Source organism: Serratia sp. NA_112.1 (assembly GCF_052691715.1).
This window is the reverse complement of the sequence record NZ_JBQZFO010000007.1, coordinates 80,947-101,230: the sequence shown is the minus strand read 5'-3', so window position 1 is coordinate 101,230 and position 20,284 is coordinate 80,947. Positions and strand designations below refer to the sequence as shown.

At 57.6% G+C, this 20,284-nt stretch carries 17 protein-coding genes; 11 read left to right on the top strand and 6 right to left on the bottom strand.

Annotated features, from left to right (window positions below; translation table 11 throughout):
• Positions 1-12 precede the first annotated feature (12 nt).
• From agaW to agaF, 3 genes are read left to right on the top strand one after another with little or no spacing between them, the layout of a single operon-like run.
• Positions 13-792, top strand: coding sequence for a PTS N-acetylgalactosamine transporter subunit IIC (agaW, locus tag ACUTQ5_RS15275; protein WP_445651946.1), 780 nt, complete (start codon positions 13-15; stop codon positions 790-792).
• Entirely contained in the window at positions 782-1,675 is an 894-nt protein-coding gene (locus ACUTQ5_RS15270; RefSeq protein WP_445651945.1) for a PTS system mannose/fructose/sorbose family transporter subunit IID, read from the top strand. The genes agaW and ACUTQ5_RS15270 overlap by 11 nt, the downstream gene beginning before the upstream one ends.
• Before the next feature lie 11 nt (positions 1,676-1,686).
• Entirely contained in the window at positions 1,687-2,121 is a 435-nt protein-coding gene (agaF, locus tag ACUTQ5_RS15265; RefSeq protein WP_445651944.1) for a PTS galactosamine/N-acetylgalactosamine transporter subunit IIA, read from the top strand.
• Positions 2,122-2,160: 39 nt separating this feature from the next.
• Here agaF and ACUTQ5_RS15260 read toward each other — a convergent pair whose 3' ends face one another.
• Positions 2,161-3,897: an ABC transporter ATP-binding protein/permease gene (locus ACUTQ5_RS15260; RefSeq protein ID WP_445651943.1), complete on the bottom strand. Its 1,737-nt coding sequence runs from the start codon at positions 3,895-3,897 to the stop codon at positions 2,161-2,163.
• A 190-nt stretch (positions 3,898-4,087) separates the two neighbouring features.
• On the opposite strand from ACUTQ5_RS15260, the gene ACUTQ5_RS15255 reads away from it, so the two are divergent.
• Positions 4,088-4,795 carry a tetratricopeptide repeat protein gene (locus ACUTQ5_RS15255; protein ID WP_445651942.1) on the top strand — a complete coding sequence of 236 codons (708 nt, stop codon included), beginning with the start codon at positions 4,088-4,090 and terminating at the stop codon, positions 4,793-4,795.
• Between the two features lie 48 nt (positions 4,796-4,843).
• Here the strand turns inward: ACUTQ5_RS15255 and ACUTQ5_RS15250 are convergent, their stop codons facing one another.
• Together ACUTQ5_RS15250 and ACUTQ5_RS15245 are read right to left on the bottom strand one after the other, a co-directional pair.
• Positions 4,844-5,494 carry a DsbA family protein gene (locus tag ACUTQ5_RS15250; protein WP_445651941.1) on the bottom strand — a complete coding sequence of 217 codons (651 nt, stop codon included), beginning with the start codon at positions 5,492-5,494 and terminating at the stop codon, positions 4,844-4,846.
• 75 nt (positions 5,495-5,569) lie between these two features.
• Positions 5,570-6,454 (bottom strand): MBL fold metallo-hydrolase, encoded by an 885-nt coding sequence (locus ACUTQ5_RS15245; protein ID WP_445651940.1) that lies wholly within the window; start codon positions 6,452-6,454, stop codon positions 5,570-5,572.
• A 109-nt stretch (positions 6,455-6,563) separates the two neighbouring features.
• On the opposite strand from ACUTQ5_RS15245, the gene ACUTQ5_RS15240 reads away from it, so the two are divergent.
• Together ACUTQ5_RS15240 and ACUTQ5_RS15235 are read left to right on the top strand one after the other, a co-directional pair.
• The gene (locus ACUTQ5_RS15240) at positions 6,564-7,472 is read left to right on the top strand and encodes a LysR family transcriptional regulator (RefSeq protein ID WP_445651939.1); all 909 of its coding nucleotides are present in this window, start codon (positions 6,564-6,566) and stop codon (positions 7,470-7,472) included.
• 315 nt (positions 7,473-7,787) lie between these two features.
• Positions 7,788-8,942: an MFS transporter gene (locus ACUTQ5_RS15235; protein ID WP_445651938.1), complete on the top strand. Its 1,155-nt coding sequence runs from the start codon at positions 7,788-7,790 to the stop codon at positions 8,940-8,942.
• Here the strand turns inward: ACUTQ5_RS15235 and ACUTQ5_RS15230 are convergent.
• Positions 8,932-9,855, bottom strand: coding sequence for a LysR family transcriptional regulator (locus tag ACUTQ5_RS15230; RefSeq protein WP_445651937.1), 924 nt, complete (start codon positions 9,853-9,855; stop codon positions 8,932-8,934). The two genes, ACUTQ5_RS15235 and ACUTQ5_RS15230, sit on opposite strands and share 11 nt — an antisense overlap.
• Positions 9,856-9,987: 132 nt before the next feature.
• Between ACUTQ5_RS15230 and lysA the strand changes: the two genes are divergently transcribed.
• Positions 9,988-11,250: a diaminopimelate decarboxylase gene (lysA, locus tag ACUTQ5_RS15225; RefSeq protein ID WP_445651936.1), complete on the top strand. Its 1,263-nt coding sequence runs from the start codon at positions 9,988-9,990 to the stop codon at positions 11,248-11,250.
• Between the two features lie 112 nt (positions 11,251-11,362).
• Here lysA and ACUTQ5_RS15220 read toward each other — a convergent pair whose 3' ends face one another.
• Positions 11,363-12,373, bottom strand: a complete 1,011-nt coding sequence (locus ACUTQ5_RS15220) for a LacI family DNA-binding transcriptional regulator (protein ID WP_445651935.1) — start codon at positions 12,371-12,373, stop codon at positions 11,363-11,365.
• Positions 12,374-12,526: 153 nt separating this feature from the next.
• Between ACUTQ5_RS15220 and ACUTQ5_RS15215 the strand changes: the two genes are divergently transcribed.
• Positions 12,527-12,982 carry a GNAT family N-acetyltransferase gene (locus ACUTQ5_RS15215; RefSeq protein WP_445651934.1) on the top strand — a complete coding sequence of 152 codons (456 nt, stop codon included), beginning with the start codon at positions 12,527-12,529 and terminating at the stop codon, positions 12,980-12,982.
• On the opposite strand, the gene galR is transcribed toward ACUTQ5_RS15215, so the two are convergent.
• Positions 12,979-13,998 carry an HTH-type transcriptional regulator GalR gene (gene galR, locus ACUTQ5_RS15210; RefSeq protein ID WP_445651933.1) on the bottom strand — a complete coding sequence of 340 codons (1,020 nt, stop codon included), beginning with the start codon at positions 13,996-13,998 and terminating at the stop codon, positions 12,979-12,981. The genes ACUTQ5_RS15215 and galR overlap by 4 nt on opposite strands.
• 219 nt (positions 13,999-14,217) lie before the next feature.
• Here galR and ACUTQ5_RS15205 point away from each other — a divergent pair, with 219 nt between their 5' ends.
• The 3 genes from ACUTQ5_RS15205 to lplT all read left to right on the top strand — a co-directional run bounded on the left by ACUTQ5_RS15205 (position 14,218) and on the right by lplT (position 20,270).
• Entirely contained in the window at positions 14,218-16,476 is a 2,259-nt protein-coding gene (locus tag ACUTQ5_RS15205; protein ID WP_445651932.1) for a molybdopterin guanine dinucleotide-containing S/N-oxide reductase, read from the top strand.
• 444 nt (positions 16,477-16,920) lie between these two features.
• On the top strand, positions 16,921-19,074 hold the full coding sequence (aas, locus tag ACUTQ5_RS15200; RefSeq protein WP_445651931.1) for a bifunctional acyl-ACP--phospholipid O-acyltransferase/long-chain-fatty-acid--ACP ligase: 2,154 nt from the start codon (positions 16,921-16,923) through the stop codon (positions 19,072-19,074).
• Positions 19,074-20,270 carry a lysophospholipid transporter LplT gene (lplT, locus tag ACUTQ5_RS15195; RefSeq protein ID WP_445651930.1) on the top strand — a complete coding sequence of 399 codons (1,197 nt, stop codon included), beginning with the start codon at positions 19,074-19,076 and terminating at the stop codon, positions 20,268-20,270. Before aas ends, lplT begins: the two co-directional genes overlap by 1 nt.
• Positions 20,271-20,284 lie beyond the last annotated feature (14 nt).

Genomic DNA, 20,284 nt, shown 5'->3' with positions numbered 1-20,284 from the left:
TTGGGGGAAATCATGTTGACTGATGCGTTATTGATTGCACTGCTGGCCGGATTGGCGGGGGTCGACCTGTTCGACGGCCTGACCCACTTCCACCGTCCGGTGGTTCTGGGGCCGCTGGTCGGCCTGATCCTGGGGGATGTCTACACCGGCCTGCTGGTCGGCGGCACGCTGGAACTGGTGTGGATGGGCATGGTGCCGCTGGCGGGGGCTCAGCCGCCGAACGTGGTGATTGGCGGGGTGATTGGCACGGCATTCGCCATTCTTACCAAAGCCGATCCCAAGGTGGCGATTGGCGTTGCGGTGCCGTTTTCGATTGCGGTGCAGGGGTGTATCACGCTGCTGTTCACCCTGTTTTCACCGATGATGCATCGCTGCGATCGCATGGTGAAAGAACTGAACTGGCGCGGAATTGAACGGGTGAACTACCTCGGTATCAGCATCCTGTTCGCGTTCTATTTTGTGGTGGCGTTTCTGCCGATTTATTTCGGTGCCGACGCGGCCAGTGCCATGGTGCAAAAGGCCCCGGTCTGGCTGTTGGACGGTCTGGCGGTGGCAGGTGGCATGATGCCGGCGATTGGCTTCTCACTGCTGATGAAAGTGATGATGAAAAAAACCTATGTGGCCTATTTCATCCTCGGTTTTATTGCCGTCACCTTCCTTAAATTGCCGATCCTGGCGGTGGCGCTGGGCGCGCTGGCGATCGCCCTGATCGACTTCTTTAACAGTCAACGGGCCGCTGCCGACCCGCTCAAACAACCTGTCCCCCAGGAGGATGCTGAAGATGGCATTTAACGATACCGACGATCTGCTGGCACAAAAAGCGGAAAAACGTATGGCGCAGGCGCTGGCTACCAGCCAGGTGGAGCAGGGCGATTATGTCGATAGCCAGCCCGCCGAGGCTCTGACCCGCGGGGATATCAACCGCATGGCCTGGCGCTCGTTGCTGCTGCAGGCCTCGTTCAATTATGAGCGTATGCAGGCCGGTGGCTGGCTATATCAGTTGATCCCGGCGTTGCGCAAGATCCACCGCAATCCGCAGGATCTGTCCAACTCGATGAAAATGCACATGGAGTTTATCAATGTGCATCCGTTTGACGTCACCTTCCTTTCCGGGCTGGTGCTGGCGATGGAGCAAAACAAAGAGAAGATCTCCACCATTCGCGCGGTAAAAGTGGCGCTGATGGGGCCGCTGGGCGGGATTGGCGATGCGCTGTTCTGGCTGACGCTGCTGCCGATCTGCGCCGGGATTGGTGCCTCGCTGGCGTTGGAAGGCAGCCTGTTTGGGCCGATCGTCTTCCTGCTGCTGTTTAACGTATTTCACTTTGGGCTGCGCTTCGGGCTGGCTCACTATGGTTATCAGGCCGGTACCAGCGCGCTGGCGCTGCTGAAAACCCATACCCGGCGAATATCCCACGCCGCCTCGATTGTCGGCATGACGGTGATCGGTGCACTGGTGGCTTCTTATGTTCATCTTTCTACTCCGCTGGTGATGCATGCCGGCAAAGCCAGCGTGGCGCTACAGACCGATGTGCTGGACAAGCTGATGCCCAACCTGTTGCCGCTGTGCTTTACGCTGCTGATTTTCTTCCTGATGAAGCGCGGCTTCTCACCGGTGAAGCTGATTGGCGTGACGGTGGTGATTGGGGTGGTGGGTAAGTTTATCGGTTTATTGTGAGGAGCAGTTTTATGCCAGGCATTGTGATTACCGGCCATGGCGGCTTCGCCAGTGGGCTGTTGCAGGCGGTTGAACAGGTGGTGGGGCCGCAGCCGGACTGCGTTGCGGTCAATTTTCCCGAGCAGATGAGTACTGCTGAGTTAAAGGCTGCGTTGATCTCGGCGTTGGCCGAAGTGGCACAGCCGGACGGCGTGGTGTTTCTCACCGATATGCTCGGCGGTTCGCCGTTTCGCTGTGCCAGCGAATTGGCGGATGCGCACGGGGATTGTGAGGTGCTTACCGGGGTGAATATGCAGTTGGCGGCGGAAATGATGCTGGAAAGGGACGGGCTGAGCCTGCATGAATTCCGCGAAGTCGCGCTGGCGTGCGGTAAGCGTGGGTTGACCAGCCTGTGGCACGAAAGACGCCGGGTAAAATGTGAGGGTGTACAGACCGACGGCATTTGAGGGAAGCCGGGCGCGGCCAGGGGAGCAGCGCCCGGTTGATCAACTCGCGACCGGCAGTGGGCTTAGTGCCATACGGGCCGGTTGGTTCTCTTCTGCGCGGGTAAAGCGCCAGCAGCTCTGGTGGTATTTCGCCACGCTGTTGCGGTGCGCCACGCTGACCAACGTCACCTGCGGCAGCTCATCGACCAACAGGCAATACATCAACTGCTCGGTTTCATCGTCCAGCGCGCTGGTGGCCTCGTCGAGGAACAAAATGTCCGGGCGGGTCAGAATGGCGCGGGCGAACGCCAGCCGCTGTTGCTCGCCCGGCGACAGACGGTGGCTCCAGTTGGCGCTGGTGTCCAGCCAGCGCTGAAGGTGTTTAAGGCGGCAGTTATCTAGGGCTTTCAGCAGTTGCCCATCACTGTATTCGGCTGAGAGATGCGGATAACTGAGCGCCTCGCGCAGCGTGCCTATGGGAATATAACTGCGTTGCGGCAGGAATAACGTACTGCTGGCGGCGTCGAGCCCAATGGTACCGGAGCCGTAAGGCCAGATCCCGGCAATAGCACGCAGCAGCGTGGATTTACCACAGCCCGAAGGGCCGACGACCAGCACTTTCTCACCGCGTTTCAGCGCCACCGACGTTGAGCCCAGCAAACTTTGGCCGTCCGGCAGTTGCAGGCTGAGACGGTCGAGGATCAGCGGTTGATCGTTCTCCGCTTGCAGTTGAATGCCGCGTTGCTGATGGTGTACCTGATCCACGGCGGCGTTAAAACCGGCCAGACGGTTAACGCAGGCTTTCCAGGTCGCCAGATCGCTAAAGGCATCGATAAACCATGACAGCGCGCCTTGCACCTGGCCAAAGGCGGAGGCGATCTGCATCATGCCGCCCATCTGGATAGCGCCGGAGAAGTAACGCGGTGCCGCCACCAACAGTGGGAAAACAATGGCAAACTGGCTGTAAAAGTTAGAGGCGATATTAAGTCGGCGGGTGATGCGCATGATTGACCACCAGTTGGTGCGGATGCTGTCAAAGCGGTCACCCAACTGTTGCGCTTCGCGCGGTTCGCCGTGATAAAGCGCGATGGCGTCGTTGTTTTCCCGGATACGGATCAGCCCAAAACGGAAGTTTGCCTCATAGCGCTCCTGATTAAAGCCGAGCTGGACCAGCGGTTTGCCGACCCACCAAATCAGCAGCGAACCTAGCACTGCGTACAGCAGGGCGAACCACACCATGTAGCCGGGCAGGGTGACGGCATGCTGATGGATAACAAAAGTCATTGGCCCGCTGACGTGCCAGAGGATGGTGATAAAGGAAAACAGCGTCACCAGACTGGAGAGCAGCCCAAGCGACAGCGACAGCGTGTATTGGGTCAGTACATTGAGATCCTCGGCAATACGCTGGTCCGGGTTATCGACGATCTGTTGCTGTTCGGTATGGTAATAGGCCTGATGCGCCAGCCATTTACCCATAAATTTTTCCGTCATCCAGCGCCGCCAGCGCATCTGCAGGCCCTGCGTCAGGTAAATTTTATACACCGCCAGCACGATGAAGATCAGCGCCAGATAGGTAAAACGCCACAGTTGTGCCTTGAATACCGGATAGTTTTTGTTTTGCAGCGCGTCGTAAAACACCTGGTTCCACTGATTGATCAGCACGCTGATGTACACCAGCCCGAGCGACAGAGCGACAATGGCGATCAGCATCGACCAGGCTCGCAGTTTCTCTTCCGAGACCCAAAAGGGCTTAATCAATTGCCAGACGGCGTGTTTGGGGGGGGGGGTCGTGTTCATGGGCTCTCGTCGATTCTGTATTTTCTTCAGCATGGGCTGCGGACAAGTAACAAACAAACCTGGACTGTAAGCAGTTCTAACGCAGCTAACCGTTTGAAATATTAAGGTTGGATCGTCAGAGGTGTCGCCGGGAGCAATGGCGGTTATACTGGCGCCGAATTTGGGGTGTTTACTGCGGAAAGGAAAAGTAATGAAGGCGTTGGTTCCCTTGCTGTTGACCTGTGGTGCGTTCGCCAGCGCCCAGGCCAGAGCACATATTGATGAGCCGGATATTGATGCCGATTGCCACAAAGTGGCGAGCTATGCCGAGCTGGGGAAAAGTGCCTACCAGCGCGGCGATTACCCGCGCGCAGCCGACGTTTTCCGCGATCAGGCCGCCTGGAGCGAGTTCTGTGGCCTTGACAGCCAGGCGACCGCCACCGCTTACAACAACGTGGCACTGGCGCTGATGCATGCCGGTGAACTGCTCAAGGCACGCGCCTATCTGGAACTGGCACCGCAGGACAGTAAATCCCAACATAATTTAAAACTGCTGCAGCAGCGCCTGGCGAAGCAACCGCCGTCGAACGGCCCGGGCGGCGTCTACTGGCAGTATGCCGGGCGCGGGGTGTGGAGCGAAGTGGAGGTCAAGCCGCAGGACGGTCGCTGGCTGATCGACTATTCCGGTTATTACATGCCGCAGATGGGGTTGTATTACGGCCCGAATATGGGTGAGTTCGCCGAGGTGTTGCCGATTGAACAGGGCAAGGCGCTGTACCGTCAGCGGGAGCCGGAGGACGCGATAACCTGTGATGTGGCGATACAATTCACGGCGGATGCGCTGCAAATGCATACCAAAGGCGACTGCGGTTTTGGTTTTAACGTACGGGCGGAAGGGCGCTTTGTGCGGGTCGAATAAATAGCCCAGGCACCCAACAGAGTGGATGCCCGGGCAGATTAACCCGGTTTACGCCCAGGTAACAGCACCGCTCAGTAATTCTTTCCAGGCTTCAACATTCCCCAGATAGTTGCCCACCGGGATCTGGCGCAGCCGGCCTTCACTTTCTTCGAGTGCAAAGGTCGGGAACCCTTGCCCCTGAACTTTGGCAAGCATCGCCCGGCTTTGCGCTATATGTTGCGCGGTCTGCACGCCGGCGTTGAAGCGCATTTCGGCGATGAACGGGGCAGAAGCCAGACCCAGCTCTTTCGCCAGAGCTTCCAGCACCGGCGTATCGGCGATGCGTCGACCTTCCTGATAATGCGCTTCCTGAATGCGATGCAGCATATCCAGCCCACGTCCCGCCAGCGCCTGCGCCGCCAGTATCGCGGTAATCGGCGGTTCTGAGTCCATCACTGCGGTGGTATCACGTAGCAAGCCATTGAAATAGGCTTCGCCAAAGGTCTGTCCGGTTAACTCCGCAATACGTTTGTCGTGCGGGATAACATAATTACGCCATTCGTCCGTGATTTGGCGGCGGTTGTTGCCGGTCATCATGCCACCGGCATGCAGGACGATGTTCAGCCCTGGAATGGTTTTGGCCGCCTTCACCAGCGGGGCCGCGCCATAACACCAGCCACACAGCGGATCGAAAATGTAATGCAGAGTCGTGCCGGTCATAATTATTCCTCTTTATCCCCGCCCCCTTTCAAGGGCGGGTGGCAGTAACGCTTTAATCTGTGGGTATAGGCGGGCTTATTGAGGCCACTTCATTTCGCCTTTCAGCACCTTGGCGCTCAGTTCCAAGCTGGATTCATCTTTCAGGTTCGGGTAATGCTTTTTCATTGCCGCCACCAGTGCCGCAGAATCTTTGGCTTTCGGCAGTTCAGCTTCCAGCGTGGTCAGGTAGTTCTGGGTAAAGGTAACGGATTTCAGCGTCTGGTCGGCACCCGGCAGGAAATGGCCAGGGACAACGACTTTCGGTTTCAATGCCTTGATGCCTTCCAGCGTTTGCTGCCAGTGCGCGCGGGATTCTACGGTCTGGTTATCGGCGATCCACGGATGGATATTGTCGCCTGCGACCGGAACACCGCCCACTACCGCTTTCAGCGCCGGGATCCACACGTAGGTGCGCTCCGGCGTTGGGCCGGTCAAGCCTTTCACTTCGACTTTCTGGCCGTCAACGGTGAAGCTGTCACCCTGCAATGCCTGTGGAACCACTACCGCTTTCGGCGCGTTGTCTTTCAGAATTGGGCCCCAGTAGGCTACTTTGCCGTCTTTGGTGGCGTTGATTTCTTCGATGGTGCCCGGTGAAGCGATGATTTTCGCCTGTGGGAACGCGGCTTTAATCACGTCCAGACCAAAATAGAAATCCGGATCTGAATGGCTGATGTAGACGGTGGTCAGCTTCTTGCCGGTGGCCTTGATCTTTTTCACCAGTTCTTCTGCGTCATTGCGCTGGAACTGGGCGTCGATTAGTGCCACTTCGTGCTTGCCGCTGATGATTTCAGAAGATACCGGGAAAACGCTTTTCTCACCTGGGTTGTACACTTCCATGGTCAGAGTGTCGGATGCGGTGGCGTAGGCGCTAAAGGTGGTGATGCCGGCGAAGGCCAGGGTCAGTAATGATTTGTTAAACATGGTCAGAGGTCCTTGGGTAGCGATTAAATGTTGTGTAGATGTTAGGTTGCATAAAGCGATAGAAAAACCGGATAATGAGCAATTATTCATTGCGTAAATCGGACGAATCATGGATCGCATCACTGCCGCTGAGGTTTTTATCACCATCGTTGACCGTGGCAGCATGATTGCGGCGGCGGAAACGCTGGAAATGTCGCGCGCTATGGTGACGCGTTATCTGGCCCAGATGGAGCAATGGGCCGGTGCACGTTTGCTGCATCGTACTACTCGTAAGCTTAGTCTGACTGACGCTGGTGAGCGTACATTAGAGCGTTGCCGACAGATGCTGGCGCTGGCGGGGGAAATAGATCTGGTCGAAGGGGAGCAGAGTGATGAACTGCGCGGTCTGCTCCGGATCACCTGTTCGCAGTCGCTGGGCCAGACGGCGCTGGTGGGCGCGGTAGCGCAATACCTGAAGCGTCATCCGCAGGTGGCGGTGGATCTGCAAATGAACAATCGCGCGGTGAATCTGGTCGAAGAGCGTATCGATTTGGCGCTGCGAATTACCAATGAGCTGGATCCCAATCTGATCGCCCGACCGCTGTCTTCCTGCGCCTCGGTGGTCTGCGCTGCTCCGGGCTATCTGGCGGCGCATGGCACGCCGCGTCATCCGCAGGATCTGGCGCTGCACAACTGCCTGACTTACTCCTACTTCGGTAAAAGCCTGTGGCATTTTGACCACCAGGGGGTGAAGTCGGCAGTCGCAGTCAGCGGTAATCTGAGCGCCAACGAGTCGGTGGTATTGATGGCGGGAACGGTGCAGGGGGCGGGGATTTCCATGCAGCCTTACTATTCGGCGGCACCGCAGCTGGCCAGTGGCGAACTGATTGAGCTGATGCCGGATTATCGGCCCCAGTCGATGGGCATTTACGGTATTTATACTTCCCGTCGACAGATGCCGGCGACTCTGAGGACCATGTTGGACTTTTTAGTGGAGTGGTTTGCCACCGATGCCGGCTGGCGAGCGACGTTGCGCTGATATCGTTAACGCCGTAGTAACATTTTCACACATTTTTCATCATCAGCGCATTCAAGTGGTTAGCGAGTTTAGCGGGGTATTTTGTGCGCTGTTGCGGCTTTGTCACTGGTTAACCGATGGGGTGACGTGTAGTTTTTGTAGCGTGAGAAGAGTGAATAAGACTTAATAATTATAGGGTTAAATAGATAACCCGGCTCTTTGAACATCCTCTCTGACCTTTCCACGGACAGCCTGCCAGGCTGGCCGATAATTTTGTGTTTTTTTACCAGCCTCGCGCGCCTTACGCCGGGGCTTTGTTGATTGGGAGCGTTACGCATGCCTGTTTCTCTGCTCGCACTGGCATTAAGTGCATTTGCTATCGGCACCACCGAGTTCGTTATTATGGGGTTGCTGCCGGAAGTCGCGAGGGATCTGCAGGTCTCTATTCCTTCCGCCGGCTGGTTGATCAGCGGTTATGCCCTTGGCGTGGCTATCGGCGCACCGATCATGGCGTTGCTAACGGCGAAGCTGCCGCGCAAAAAGACGCTGTTACTGCTGATGGTGATTTTCATCTTCGGCAATATTATGTGTGCGCTGAGTTACAGCTACGATTTCCTGATGCTGGCGCGCATTATCACCGCTCTGTGTCACGGTGCGTTCTTCGGCATTGGCGCTGTAGTGGCGGCTAACCTGGTGGCGCCAAACCGTCGGGCTTCTGCCGTGGCGTTGATGTTCACCGGTCTGACATTGGCCAACGTGTTGGGGGTGCCGCTCGGCACTGCGCTAGGACAAGCATTGGGCTGGCGCTCAACCTTCTGGGCTGTGACGGTGATCGGCGTGTTATCCCTGTTGGCGCTGTATAGCAAGCTGCCGATCGTCAAGGATGAACAACCGACCGACCTGAAAAAAGAGCTGACGGCACTGCGTGGCGGCGGCATCTGGCTTTCGCTGCTGATGACCGTGGCCTTTGCCGCATCCATGTTCGCGCTGTTTACCTATATTGCCCCGTTGCTGACCGAAGTGACTGGGGTTTCCTCACATGGCGTCAGTTGGACGCTGCTGTTGATGGGGGTGGGCCTGACGCTGGGTAATATCCTTGGCGGCCGTCTGGCCGACTGGCGTTTGCCACTGACCCTGACCTGTACTTTCCTGGTCATCGCCTGTTTCGCGGCGCTGTTCAGTTGGACCAGTCACTCAATGGTGCCGGCGGAAATCACCTTGTTCCTGTGGGCCGCGGCGGCGTTTGCCGCAGTGCCTGCATTGCAGATCAACGTGGTGACCTACGGTAAAAAGGCACCGAATCTGGTGTCAACGTTAAATATTGCTGCGTTTAACGTCGGCAATGCGATTGGCGCCTGGGTTGGTGGCGTGGTGATTGCGCAGGGGTTGGGGTTGACCCGCGTACCGCTGGCGGCCGCGGGGCTCGCGCTGCTGGGACTGGTACTTTGTCTGGTGACCTTCAGTCGTGCCAAGCGCCCGGCTAGCGTGTAATGACTGCCGCCAGACGGGCGGGGAGTGTCTGCGCCTGCTGTTGCAAATGCTGAGTAAAGGCCGTGACCAGCGCCGAAGATGGGCGGTGCAGCGGCCGGATCAGGCTAACGGTAAAAGGCACTTCAACGCTGAATGTCCGCACGTGAACACCGCTGCCGGCGTAATCGAGCGCCGTCAGCGGGTTAACGATCGACACTCCCACTCCCGCTTTCACCATGGCGCAGACCGATGCGGCACTATGGGTTTCCATCACCAGACGGCGCTTGACGCCTTCCTCACTGAACAACGAATCCAGTAGCTGGCGATAGCTGTCGGTGTTCGACAGGCTGATAAAGTTTTGTCCGGCAAAGTCCTGCGGTGTTAACACCGTTTTCGCCAGCAGGGGATGCCCGGCCGGTAGCACGCACACCTCGTTCAGTGTCATCAGCGTCATGCGCTCGGTCCCTGCCGGGGTCAGGGTATTTTCTGTCAGTCCCAAATCGTGGCGCTGCGCTGACAGCCACTCTTCCAGCAGCGGTGATTCCTGCGGTATTACGCTGAAACTCACCTCCGGATAGCGATCGATAAAAGGTTTGCACACCGCGGGCAGCAGTGATTGAGAGAACACCGGCAGGCAGGCAATCGACAGTTGAGCCTGCTGGAACTGGCGGATACTGGCGGCGGCGGCGGTGATACGATCCAGGCCGTAGTAGGAGCGCTGCACCTCCTCTAATAGCCGCAGGCCTTGTACCGTTGGGGATAACCGACCTCGTACCCGTTCGAACAATTGCAGCTGGATGAGCTTCTCAAAGCGCGCCAGCTCACGGCTGACGGTGGGCTGCGAGGTTTGCAGCAGCGCGGCGGCTTCGGTCAGGTTGCCGGTGGTCATCACCGCATAGAAGATTTCAATCTGGCGTAGCGTTATCGCGTGCATCGGCAGCTCTTTTAATCAGCAAAGCCATATCATAAATGAATAGACTCTGGCTAAATAGATATTTTCCATCCAAGAAAGCGTGCGGCAATATTGGGGTATTAGAGTCACTAAATTTTATTCAGGGATACCACCATGCCACGTGCTTTACACGATACGACGACTGCCCTTAATGCCGCTAACCTGTTGGCCTTGCCTGAGCGCTTTGGTTGCCCGGTATGGGCCTATGACGCTGCTATCATTAGCGAGCGCATTAGCCAGCTGCGTCATTTTGATGTCATTCGTTTTGCCCAAAAAGCCTGCTCGAATATCCACATTCTGCGCCTGATGCGTGAGCAGGGCGTTAAGGTGGACTCGGTGTCGTTGGGAGAGATTGAGCGTGCATTGCAGGCCGGTTTTCAGCCGGGTGGTGAGCCAAGTGAGATTGTGTTTACCGCCGATGTGCTGGATCACGCTACCCTGGCACGCGTCAGCGAATTGAAAATTCCGGTTAACGTCGGTTCTATCGACATGCTGGAGCAACTGGGCCAGGTTTCTGCTGAGCACCCGGTATGGTTGCGCATCAACCCAGGCTTTGGTCACGGCCACAGTCAGAAAACCAATACCGGCGGCGAAAACAGCAAGCACGGCATTTGGTATGCTGATTTACCGCAGGCGGTGGAGAAAATTCAACAGTACGGCCTGAAACTGATTGGCGTGCATATGCATATTGGCTCGGGCGTGGATTACCAGCATCTGGAGCGAGTGTGTGATGCCATGGTGCAGCAGGTGATCGATCTTGGCCAGGATATCAGTGCCATTTCCGCCGGTGGCGGCCTGTCTATCCCTTATCAGTACGGTGAAGAGGCGATTGATACCGAACACTATTTTGGCCTGTGGAACAGTGCCCGTGAGCGCATTGCCGCCCACTTGGGCCATCCGGTAAGCCTGGAGATTGAACCTGGGCGCTTCCTGATGGCGGAGGCTGGGGTGCTGGTGGCCGAGGTGCGCGCGGTGAAAGACATGGGCAGCCGCCACTTTGTGCTGGTGGACGCCGGTTTTAACGATTTGATGCGTCCGGCGATGTACGGCAGTTACCACCATATTTCTCTGCTGCCGGCCGATGGCCGCGATACTGCCAATCAGCCGCTGCGCGATACCGTGATTGCCGGGCCGCTGTGCGAATCCGGTGACGTCTTTACCCAACAGGCCGGTGGTGGCATTGAAACTCGCGAACTGCCGCCGGTGCAGGTCGGTGATTATCTGGTGTTCCATGACACCGGTGCCTATGGCGCGTCAATGTCATCGAATTACAACAGCCGTCCGCTGCTGCCGGAAGTGCTGTTTGAGAACGGCGAAGCGCGTTTGATTCGCCGTCGTCAGACCATTGAAGAGTTGATTGCACTAGAATTGATCTGATGATTTGGGCGCAGTTCGGTGCTGCGCCCGCGCATTAATCATATCTTATGAAGGGAAACTACAGAGAAGGAAATGCGGCGCGGCATGCAATCGGCGGCAGCGCCCAGATAAGTCAGTTGGCGTAGGGGCCGGGTACCACGGATTCCCGCAGCCGCAGTTCACCGGTGAAAGGAGTGAGTGGCTGTATATCCTCCCCTTTAATCAGTCGGAAAGCCTGGCTGATGGCGGCTTCGATCATCACATCGATCGGCAGATAAACGGTAGACAGCGCCGGCTGCAAATAGGCGGCGCTGGGTTCGTCGTCAAAGCCGAACAGTGAGACATCCTGCGGCAGGCGTTTGCCCGCATCGTGCAATGCTTTCATTGCGCCGACCGCCATGTCGTCGTTACAGGCGAACAGGGCGCTAAAGCTGCTCCCCCTACTCAGTAAACTACGCACAGCCTGATGGCCGCTCTGTACGCTGCTGTCACCATAGGCTACGCGGGCATCGTCGAAGGCAATGGCGTGATGCTCAAGTGCCTGCCGATAACCGGCTAACCGAGCCTGGGCGGTAGGCGTGGCAATCGGCCCGGTAATGCAGACTATCTCGCGGTGCCCTTGCTGAATCAAATAGTCCACCGCATGGAAGGCGGCTTCCTGCTGTTCGAAGGACACACAGCGTGCACGGGCTTGTGGCAGATCGCGGTTGATCACCATGATCGGCACCGGCAGGCTGTCCAACAGCTTCATTAGCGTGGGTTCGGACATAAAACGGGTATACAGGATGATGGCGTCACAGCGACGGTCGGCCAGCAGTTGCACCGCCTGTAGCTCGTCTTCCGGCGTGTCGTGGCCGTCGGTGACAATCAGATGCTTGCCGCTGGCCTCGATCAGCTTGGCGGCTTTGCGTAGCAGGCGACCGAAGTAGGGGCCATCGAAGTTGGAAACCACCAGCCCGATGCTGTTGGAGCTTTTATTCGCCAGCGATTGGGCCAGGAAATTCGGGCGATAACCCAGATCGTTCATGGCCTTGAACACTGCGTCGCGGGTGCTCTTTTTCACCTGGCCGGTGCCATTCAACACGCGAGAAACCGTGGCTTTAGATACCCCCGCGCGAATGGAAACATCCAACATGGTGATCATCAATGGCTTACCCCTTCAACATCCGCTGTGGCAAATAATGCTCAGTCTAGCATAGGGTTAGCCCTTGGCTGCGCGGCTTTTTATCGCGGTGATTGCGTTGTGATGAAACGTCCGTAGACTGTTTTCAGGCAACGAGAATAAAGGGACGGCGGGATGACTAATATTGCGCTTCTGGCGGACTATCCGCAGCACCGGCAACAGGTGATCGACTGGCTATGGCGGGCGTTCGGCAGTGAAAACAGCAGGGCATTTTTCGCCAGTGTGGTGGACAGTGGGCTGCGTGGAGCAGATTTGCCCATCACTTTTATCGCCTTGCAGGGGGAAAAACTGGTCGGCACCGTCGGTCTGTGGCGCTGCGATTTAATCAGCCGCCAGGATCTGACACCCTGGCTGGCGGCGTTGTATATCGATGAAAGCCAGCGCGGCAGCGGTCTGGGCTGGCGGCTGCAGCAGCATGTGCAGGACTACAGCCGCCAGGCCGGTTTCAACGAGCTGTATCTCTACAGTGACTTCAGCGGCTATTACGAACGTCACGGTTGGCACTATATCGGTGACGCGCTGGACTACCCTGACCGCCCGGTGCGGCTCTATCACCGCGAGCTGGACTAGTTCTGCTCGTAAACGTTATTGATGCTGGCCACCGAATGGCGACGTACCAGCGTCGGGCTGAACATATTGGTGATCTCCGGCAGCGGCTGGTTATTGGCCAGCGCCAGTGCCAGTTCGGCTGCCTGGGTCGCCATGGCCACCACCGGATAACGGATGGTGGTCAGGCGGGGGCGCAGATAACGTGAAATCAGCACGTCATCAAAACCAATCAACGACATTTGGCCCGGTACGTCCACGCTGTTGTCGCTCAGCACCGAGAGCGCACCTGCGGCCATCGAATCGTTATAACAGGTCACTGCGGTGAAGTTTTTACCGCGCCCGAGCAATTCGGTCATTGCTTGTTCACCGCCGATCTCGTCCGGCTCACCGTAGGCAATCAGCCTTTCATCTACCGCAATACCATGCTCCTGCAATGCATCGAGATAACCCTGCAGACGGTCTGAGGCGTCGGAAATTTGGTGGGTGGAGCAGACGATGGCAATACGCTGATGCCCTTGTTGAATCAGATGGCGAGTCGCCAGCCAGGCACCATAGCGGTCGTCCAGCGCCACACAGCGCGATTCAAAGCCCGGCAGCGTGCGGTTAATCAGCACCATGCCCGGGATCTGCTGCATCCAGCCGCTTAACTCAGGATCGGTCAGCTTTTTGGCATGCACCACCAGTGCTGCACAGCGGTGACGTACCAGTTGTTCAATCGCCTGACGCTCTTTTTCCGCCTCATGGTAACCGTTGCCAATCAGCAAGAAGTTGTGGGTCGCGTAGGCCACTTGCTCGACTGCTTTGACCATAGCGCCAAAAAAGGGATCGGACACGTCGGAGACGATCAGCCCCAGCGTTTCGGTCGATTGCTGCGCCAGCGCACGGGCGTTGGCGTTTGGGTGGTACTGCAGTTGTTCCATCGCGGCCAGCACAGCGGTGCGTGAGCTTTCGCTGGCCTTCGGGGAATGGTTTATTACGCGGGATACCGTGGCCACGGAAACACCCGCCAGCCTGGCAACATCCTTTATGGTAGCCATATCTGTCATACATCCTGGGTAATCGCTTACATTCCTCAGTCTTGCGGAAAAAACCCGGGGCTGCAAGCGCTGGCGATCGCAACTTGTGGCGGCTGTTGCAGATATGGGCGATTTATTCTGTGCTTAGACCTGGGTAGCTCAGTAATAGAGCCATTTGTACTTTGGCACCACGGGTTGGCAGATGGTACTTTTGTGCATCCAATTTTGTTTGAGAACCGCATGTCGATTAAACGTTACCCGCAACTCGTTCACTGGGGGGCGTATACCGCCGTGGTTGAAGATGGCAGGCTTATCCGCTGTGAGCCTTTCGCAGGCGATCCGGATCCTTCCCCGATGCTCGACTCCATCGCGCCGATGGCCTATTCCGACAAACGGATCCGCAAGCCGGCGGTACGCCGTTCCTGGCTGCAAAAGCGTGAAGGCAGCGATCGCACGCTGCGTGGCCGCGAGGATTTTGTCGAAGTTGACTGGGATCTGGCGCTCGATCTGGTGGCGGAGGAAAACCGCCGCGTGCGCGATCGCTACGGCCCCTCGGGCCTGTTTACCGGCTCCTATGGTTGGTCATCCGCCGGGCGTTTGCATCATGCGCGCTCGCTGGTGCGGCGCTTTTATTTCGGCGGTGGCGGCGGTGTTGATCAACTGGGTAACTACAGTTGGGGCGCAGCGCAGTTTTTCCTGCCGTATGTGATTGGCACCTTTACCCCATTGACCGGGCGCGTCACCAGTTGGCCGAGCGTGGTTGAGCACTGCGAGCTGTTTGTCGCCTTTGGTGGCCTGGCGCTGAAAAACGCCCAGGTATCGTCCGGTGGCGCGGCGGAACACTCGCTCAAACCGTGGCTGCAAAAGCTGGTGCAGAAAGGTACCCCGGTGATCAACATCAGCCCGATGCGGGACGACTGCCCGGCATTTGTGAATGCCGAATGGATCCCGATCCGCCCGAACACCGACGTGGCGTTAATGTTGGCGCTGGCGTATGAAATTCAGCGGCGTGGCGCGCAGGACGAAGCATTCCTTTATAGCCACTGTGCTGGTTATGACCAACTGGCGCGTTATCTGCGCGGCACCGATGACGGCGTGGCGAAAACCCCTGAATGGGCCAGTGCGATCACCGGTATCCCGGCGGCGCGCATTGGCTTGCTGGCGCAGCAACTGATTGGCGTGCGCAGCTTTCTTACCTGTTCCTATTCCGTTCAGCGCGCTCACCGTGGCGAACAGCCCTATTGGATGATGATTGCTCTGTCGGCGATGCTCGGCCAGATCGGGTTGCCGGGCGGTGGTTTCTCGTTCGGACACGGTTCCATGAACGGCGTTGGCAACCCGCGCGTGGATACGCCAGGGCCAATGATGCCGGTGGGCCCTAATCCTTGCGGGTTGGCGATCCCGGTGGCACGCATTTGCGACATGTTGCTGCAACCTGGCGAACCCTACCCGTTCCGTGGCGAGACGCTGCATTACCCGGATATCCATCTGGTGCATTGGGCCGGTGGTAACCCGTTCCATCATCACCAGCAGTTGAATCGGCTGGTGGAGGGTTGGCAGAAGCCGGATACGGTAATTGTGCAGGATATCTGGTGGACACCGGCCGCCAAAATGGCGGATATCGTGCTGCCGGTAACCACCTCGCTGGAACGTAACGATATCGGCGGTTCATCGCGCGATCGCTACGTGTTGGCGATGCATCAGGCCATTGCGCCGCAGCATCAGGCGAGAAATGACTTTGATATTTTTGCCGATCTGGCAGAGCGCCTCGGTTACCGCGAACAGTTCACCGAAAACCGCGATGAACGAGCCTGGATCGAATCTATCTATCAGCAGTGCGGTCAGGCGCAGACCGGTACCGGTGTGGAATGGCCCGAGTTCGAGGATTTTTGGCGTAAAGGCTATGTCGAGCTGCCGGCTCCGGCAAAAGAATTTGTGTTCTTTGACGACTTCCGCGCCGACCCACAGGCTAATCCGCTGCAAACCCCAAGCGGCAAGATTGAGCTGTTCAGCGAGAAAATCGCCGGCTACGGTTATGCTGATTTTGCACCGCATCCGCAGTGGCAGCCGCCGGTCGAATGGCTGGGAGCGCCGCAGGCCAAAGAGTGGCCGCTGCACCTGATTTCCATCCAGCCGAGCGATCGTTTACACAGTCAGATGGACCCGGCCCCCCTGGCGCAGGGCAATAAAACCGCCGGTCGCGAAACGCTGTATATGCACCCGCAGGATGCGATAAAACGGGCTATTACCGATGGGGCGGAGGTGTTGGTCAGCAATGCGCGTGGCAGTTGTCTGGCGGGCGTCGCTATTACCGACGGCGTTACACCGGGCGTGGCGCTGATGGCCACCGGCGCCTGGTTTGATCCGGGCTTCGACAGCCAGCGGCTGCAGGTGGAACAGTCCGGCAATCCGAACGTATTAACCCTGGATATCGGCACCTCGCCGCTCACTCAGGGGCCGAACGCCATGAGCTGCCTGGTCGAGGTGAGCGCCCGATAGGTAATATACCCTATGAATTTCGAGTTGCGGCTAGGCGTCCAGCTCGCTCATTCCCAGGCGCTTACTTGAGTAAGTAACTGGGGATGAGCGACAAATCTGTCGGGAACAGATTTGAACGCTGCTTGCAGCGGCCCCGAAGGGGCAAGACCCATGGATGGATCTTGTAAAGCAGATAACAACGCCGCGGCTTGAAAGGCGACGGGTATAAACAGCTGGTTACACTTTGCGGCCCAATGTTGCGATTGCCCGCTGGCTGGCTTTTGCCGGCACGGGTAAATTGAACGTCCCAGAGGTATTGATTGGTGAGAAATCAGCATACTCTGTATGTTGAAGCCATTTTCAATTGCACCAACCTACGCGGATGCGTAGGTTTTTTTTTGCCTGCCATATAGTATTCTTTTCCCTACAACCATTTACGCTCATCTTGGCCAAGGGGAGAAGGGCATGATCTTTTCTATACTGCGGGTGCTGTTCCGCCTGCTGTTCCGGGTACGTGTCGAGGGCGACGTCCGGCATTTCGACCAGCAAAAGCTGCTGATTACGCCCAATCATATCTCCTTCCTCGACGGCGTTTTGCTGGCGTTGTTTTTGCCGATCAAACCGGTGTTTGCCGTTTACGCCAGCATTGGCGATCGCTGGTTTATGCGCTGGCTGCGGCCCTATATCGACTTCGTCTCACTCGATCCGACCAAACCCATGGCCATCAAGCAACTGGTGCGCACGGTAGAACAGGGCAGGCCGGTAGTGGTGTTTCCCGAAGGGCGCATTACCGTTACCGGTTCGCTGATGAAAGTTTATGACGGTGCCGCGTTTATCGCCGCCAAATCTGGGGCGACCCTGGTGCCGATACGGCTCGATGGTGCCGAGTTCAGCCCCTTTGGCCGCATGGCCGGCGTGTTCAAGATCCGCTGGTTCCCGCAGATCAGCATCCGTATTTTACCGCCGACCTCGTTGCCGATGCCGGTAGCGCCACGCGCCCGCGATCGCCGTGCGTTGGCCGGGGATCGGCTGCACCAGATCATGATGCAGGCGCGGATGGATACCCGTGAGCCGCAGACCCTGTTTCAGGCTCTGTTGGCGGCGCAGCACCGTTATGGTCGAAGCAAGCCGTGCATCGAGGATATTAACTTCAAGGAGGACAGTTACCGGACGTTGATCAAGAAAGCGCTGGGCGTCAGCCGTATCCTGCAACGCTTTACCGCCGAGAGTGAACATGTCGGCATGTTATTGCCGAATACGACCATCACCGTAGCGGCTATTTTTGGCGCTTCATTGCGCAACCGCATTCCGGCGATGCTCAACTACACCGCCGGTTCCAAAGGCCTGAAAAGCGCCATGACCGCCGCCAGCCTCAAAACTATCGTTACGTCGCGCCAGTTTCTGGAAAAGGGCAAGCTGACCCATTTGCCAGAGCAGGTGCCGGAGGCCAACTGGGTGTACCTGGAGGATCTGAAAGATACGGTGACTCTGGCGGACAAGTTGTGGATCCTGCGCCATCTGTTGCAACCGACACGGGCCATGCTGCCACAGCAGCCTGACGATGCGGCGCTGATCCTGTTCACCTCGGGTTCGGAGGGCAATCCGAAAGGCGTGGTACATTCCCATGCCAGCCTGTTGGCCAACGTTGAACAGATCCGTACCATCGCCGATTTCACCCCGCGTGACCGCTTTATGTCATCGCTGCCGTTGTTCCACTCGTTCGGCCTGACGGTCGGTCTGCTGACGCCGCTGATGACCGGCAGCCGTATTTTCCTTTACCCCAGCCCGTTGCATTACCGTGTGGTACCGGAGCTGGTGTACGACCGTAACTGCACCGTACTGTTCGGCACCGCGACCTTCCTCAATAACTATGCGCGTTTCGCTCACCCGTATGATTTTGCCCGTTTGCGTTATGTGGTTGCCGGTGCGGAAAAACTGGCGGACAACACCAAACAGATTTATCAGGACAAATACGGCATCCGTATTCTGGAAGGTTATGGTGTGACTGAATGCGCGCCGGTGGTGTCGATCAACGTACCGCTGGCGGCCAAAGTGGGTACCGTCGGCCGTATTATGCCGAACATGGAGGCACGGCTGATGAAGGTGCCAGGCATCGATAACGGCGGGCGTCTGCAGTTGAAGGGGCCTAATATCATGAAAGGCTATCTGCGGGTGGAACGTCCGGGCGAACTAGAGCCACCGGCGGCGGAAGATGAACACGGCAACCTGCAGCCGGGTTGGTACGATACCGGCGATATTGTCACCCTGGACGAGCAGGGGTACTGCGTGATCCGCGGTCGGGTGAAGCGCTTTGCCAAACTGGCGGGTGAAATGGTCTCGCTGGAAAGCGTTGAACTGCTGGCGCAGCGTATCGCGCCGGAAGCGCAGCACGCCGCCACGGTAAAAAGCGATAGCAGCAAGGGCGAGGCGCTGGTGCTGTTTACCACCGACGCCGGCATCACGCGTGAAGCTTTGTTGAAGGTGGCGCGTGAAGTGGGCAGCCCTGAACTGACGGTACCGCGTGATATCCGTTTTTTGAAAACCTTACCGGTGCTGGGCAGCGGTAAGCCGGACTTTGTGACCCTGCGTAACATGGCTGAACAGCCGGAGATTGCCTGATGAACCCGACGTTGCCTACTGTTTCACCTTTGCTTTCGCGTAGTATGATCGCCGTCATTTGCGCCCAGTTTCTGTCCGCATTCGGTGACAATGCGCTGCTGTTCGCCACGCTGGCGTTGATCAAACAACAGCTCTACCCCGACTGGAGCCAACCGATTTTGCAGATGGCGTTTGTTGCCACCTATATAATCCTGGCGCCTTTTGTCGGCCAGGTCGCCGACAGCTTCGCCAAAGGGCGGGTGATGATGGTGGCCAACGGCCTGAAACTGGCTGGTGCGTTGGTGATCTGCTTCGGGTTTAATCCGTTCCTCGGCTATACGCTGGTGGGCGTAGGGGCAGCAGCCTATTCACCTGCCAAGTACGGCATTCTGGGGGAAATCACCAGCGGTGAAAAGCTGGTCAAGGCCAACGGCCTGATGGAGGCCTCCACCATCGCCGCGATCCTGATTGGTTCGGTGGCCGGCGGCATACTGGCCGACTGGCACATTGTGGCGGCGCTGGCGGTGTGTGCGGTGGTCTACGCTGCGGCGGTGATAGCCAACTTGTATATTCCACGCTTGCCGGCGGCACATCCCGCCGTTTCCTGGACACCGCGTGCTATGACACGGGCTTTCTTCAATGCCTGTGTGGTGCTGTGGCGCGATGGACAGACGCGTTTCTCCTTGATCGGTACCAGCCTGTTCTGGGGGGCCGGGGTCACGCTGCGCTTCCTGTTGGTGCTGTGGGTGCCGGTGGCACTCGGTATTGCTGACAACGCTACGCCGACGTTGCTCAATGCGATGGTGGCAGTCGGGATAGTGATAGGCGCCGGGGCTGCCGCGCGTTTCGTCACGCTGGAGACGGTGAAGCGCTGCATGCCTGCCGGGATCCTGATCGGCGTGGCGGTGGCGATATTCGCGCTGCAAACCACTCTGTTTAACGCTTATGCGCTGTTGTTGATTATCGGTGTATTGGGCGGCTTTTTTGTGGTACCGCTGAATGCGCTGTTGCAGGAACGGGGCAAAAATTCGGTGGGGGCGGGCAATGCGATCGCGGTACAGAACCTGGGGGAGAACACCGCCATGTTGCTGATGCTCGGATTGTATTCGCTGGCCGTTAAAGTCAGTGTGCCGGTGGTCGGCGTGGGGATTGGTTTTGGCGTAGTGTTTGCGCTGGCGATTAGCGCGCTGTGGCTGTCGCAGCGGTGGGCAAAATAAATAACGAACGGGGC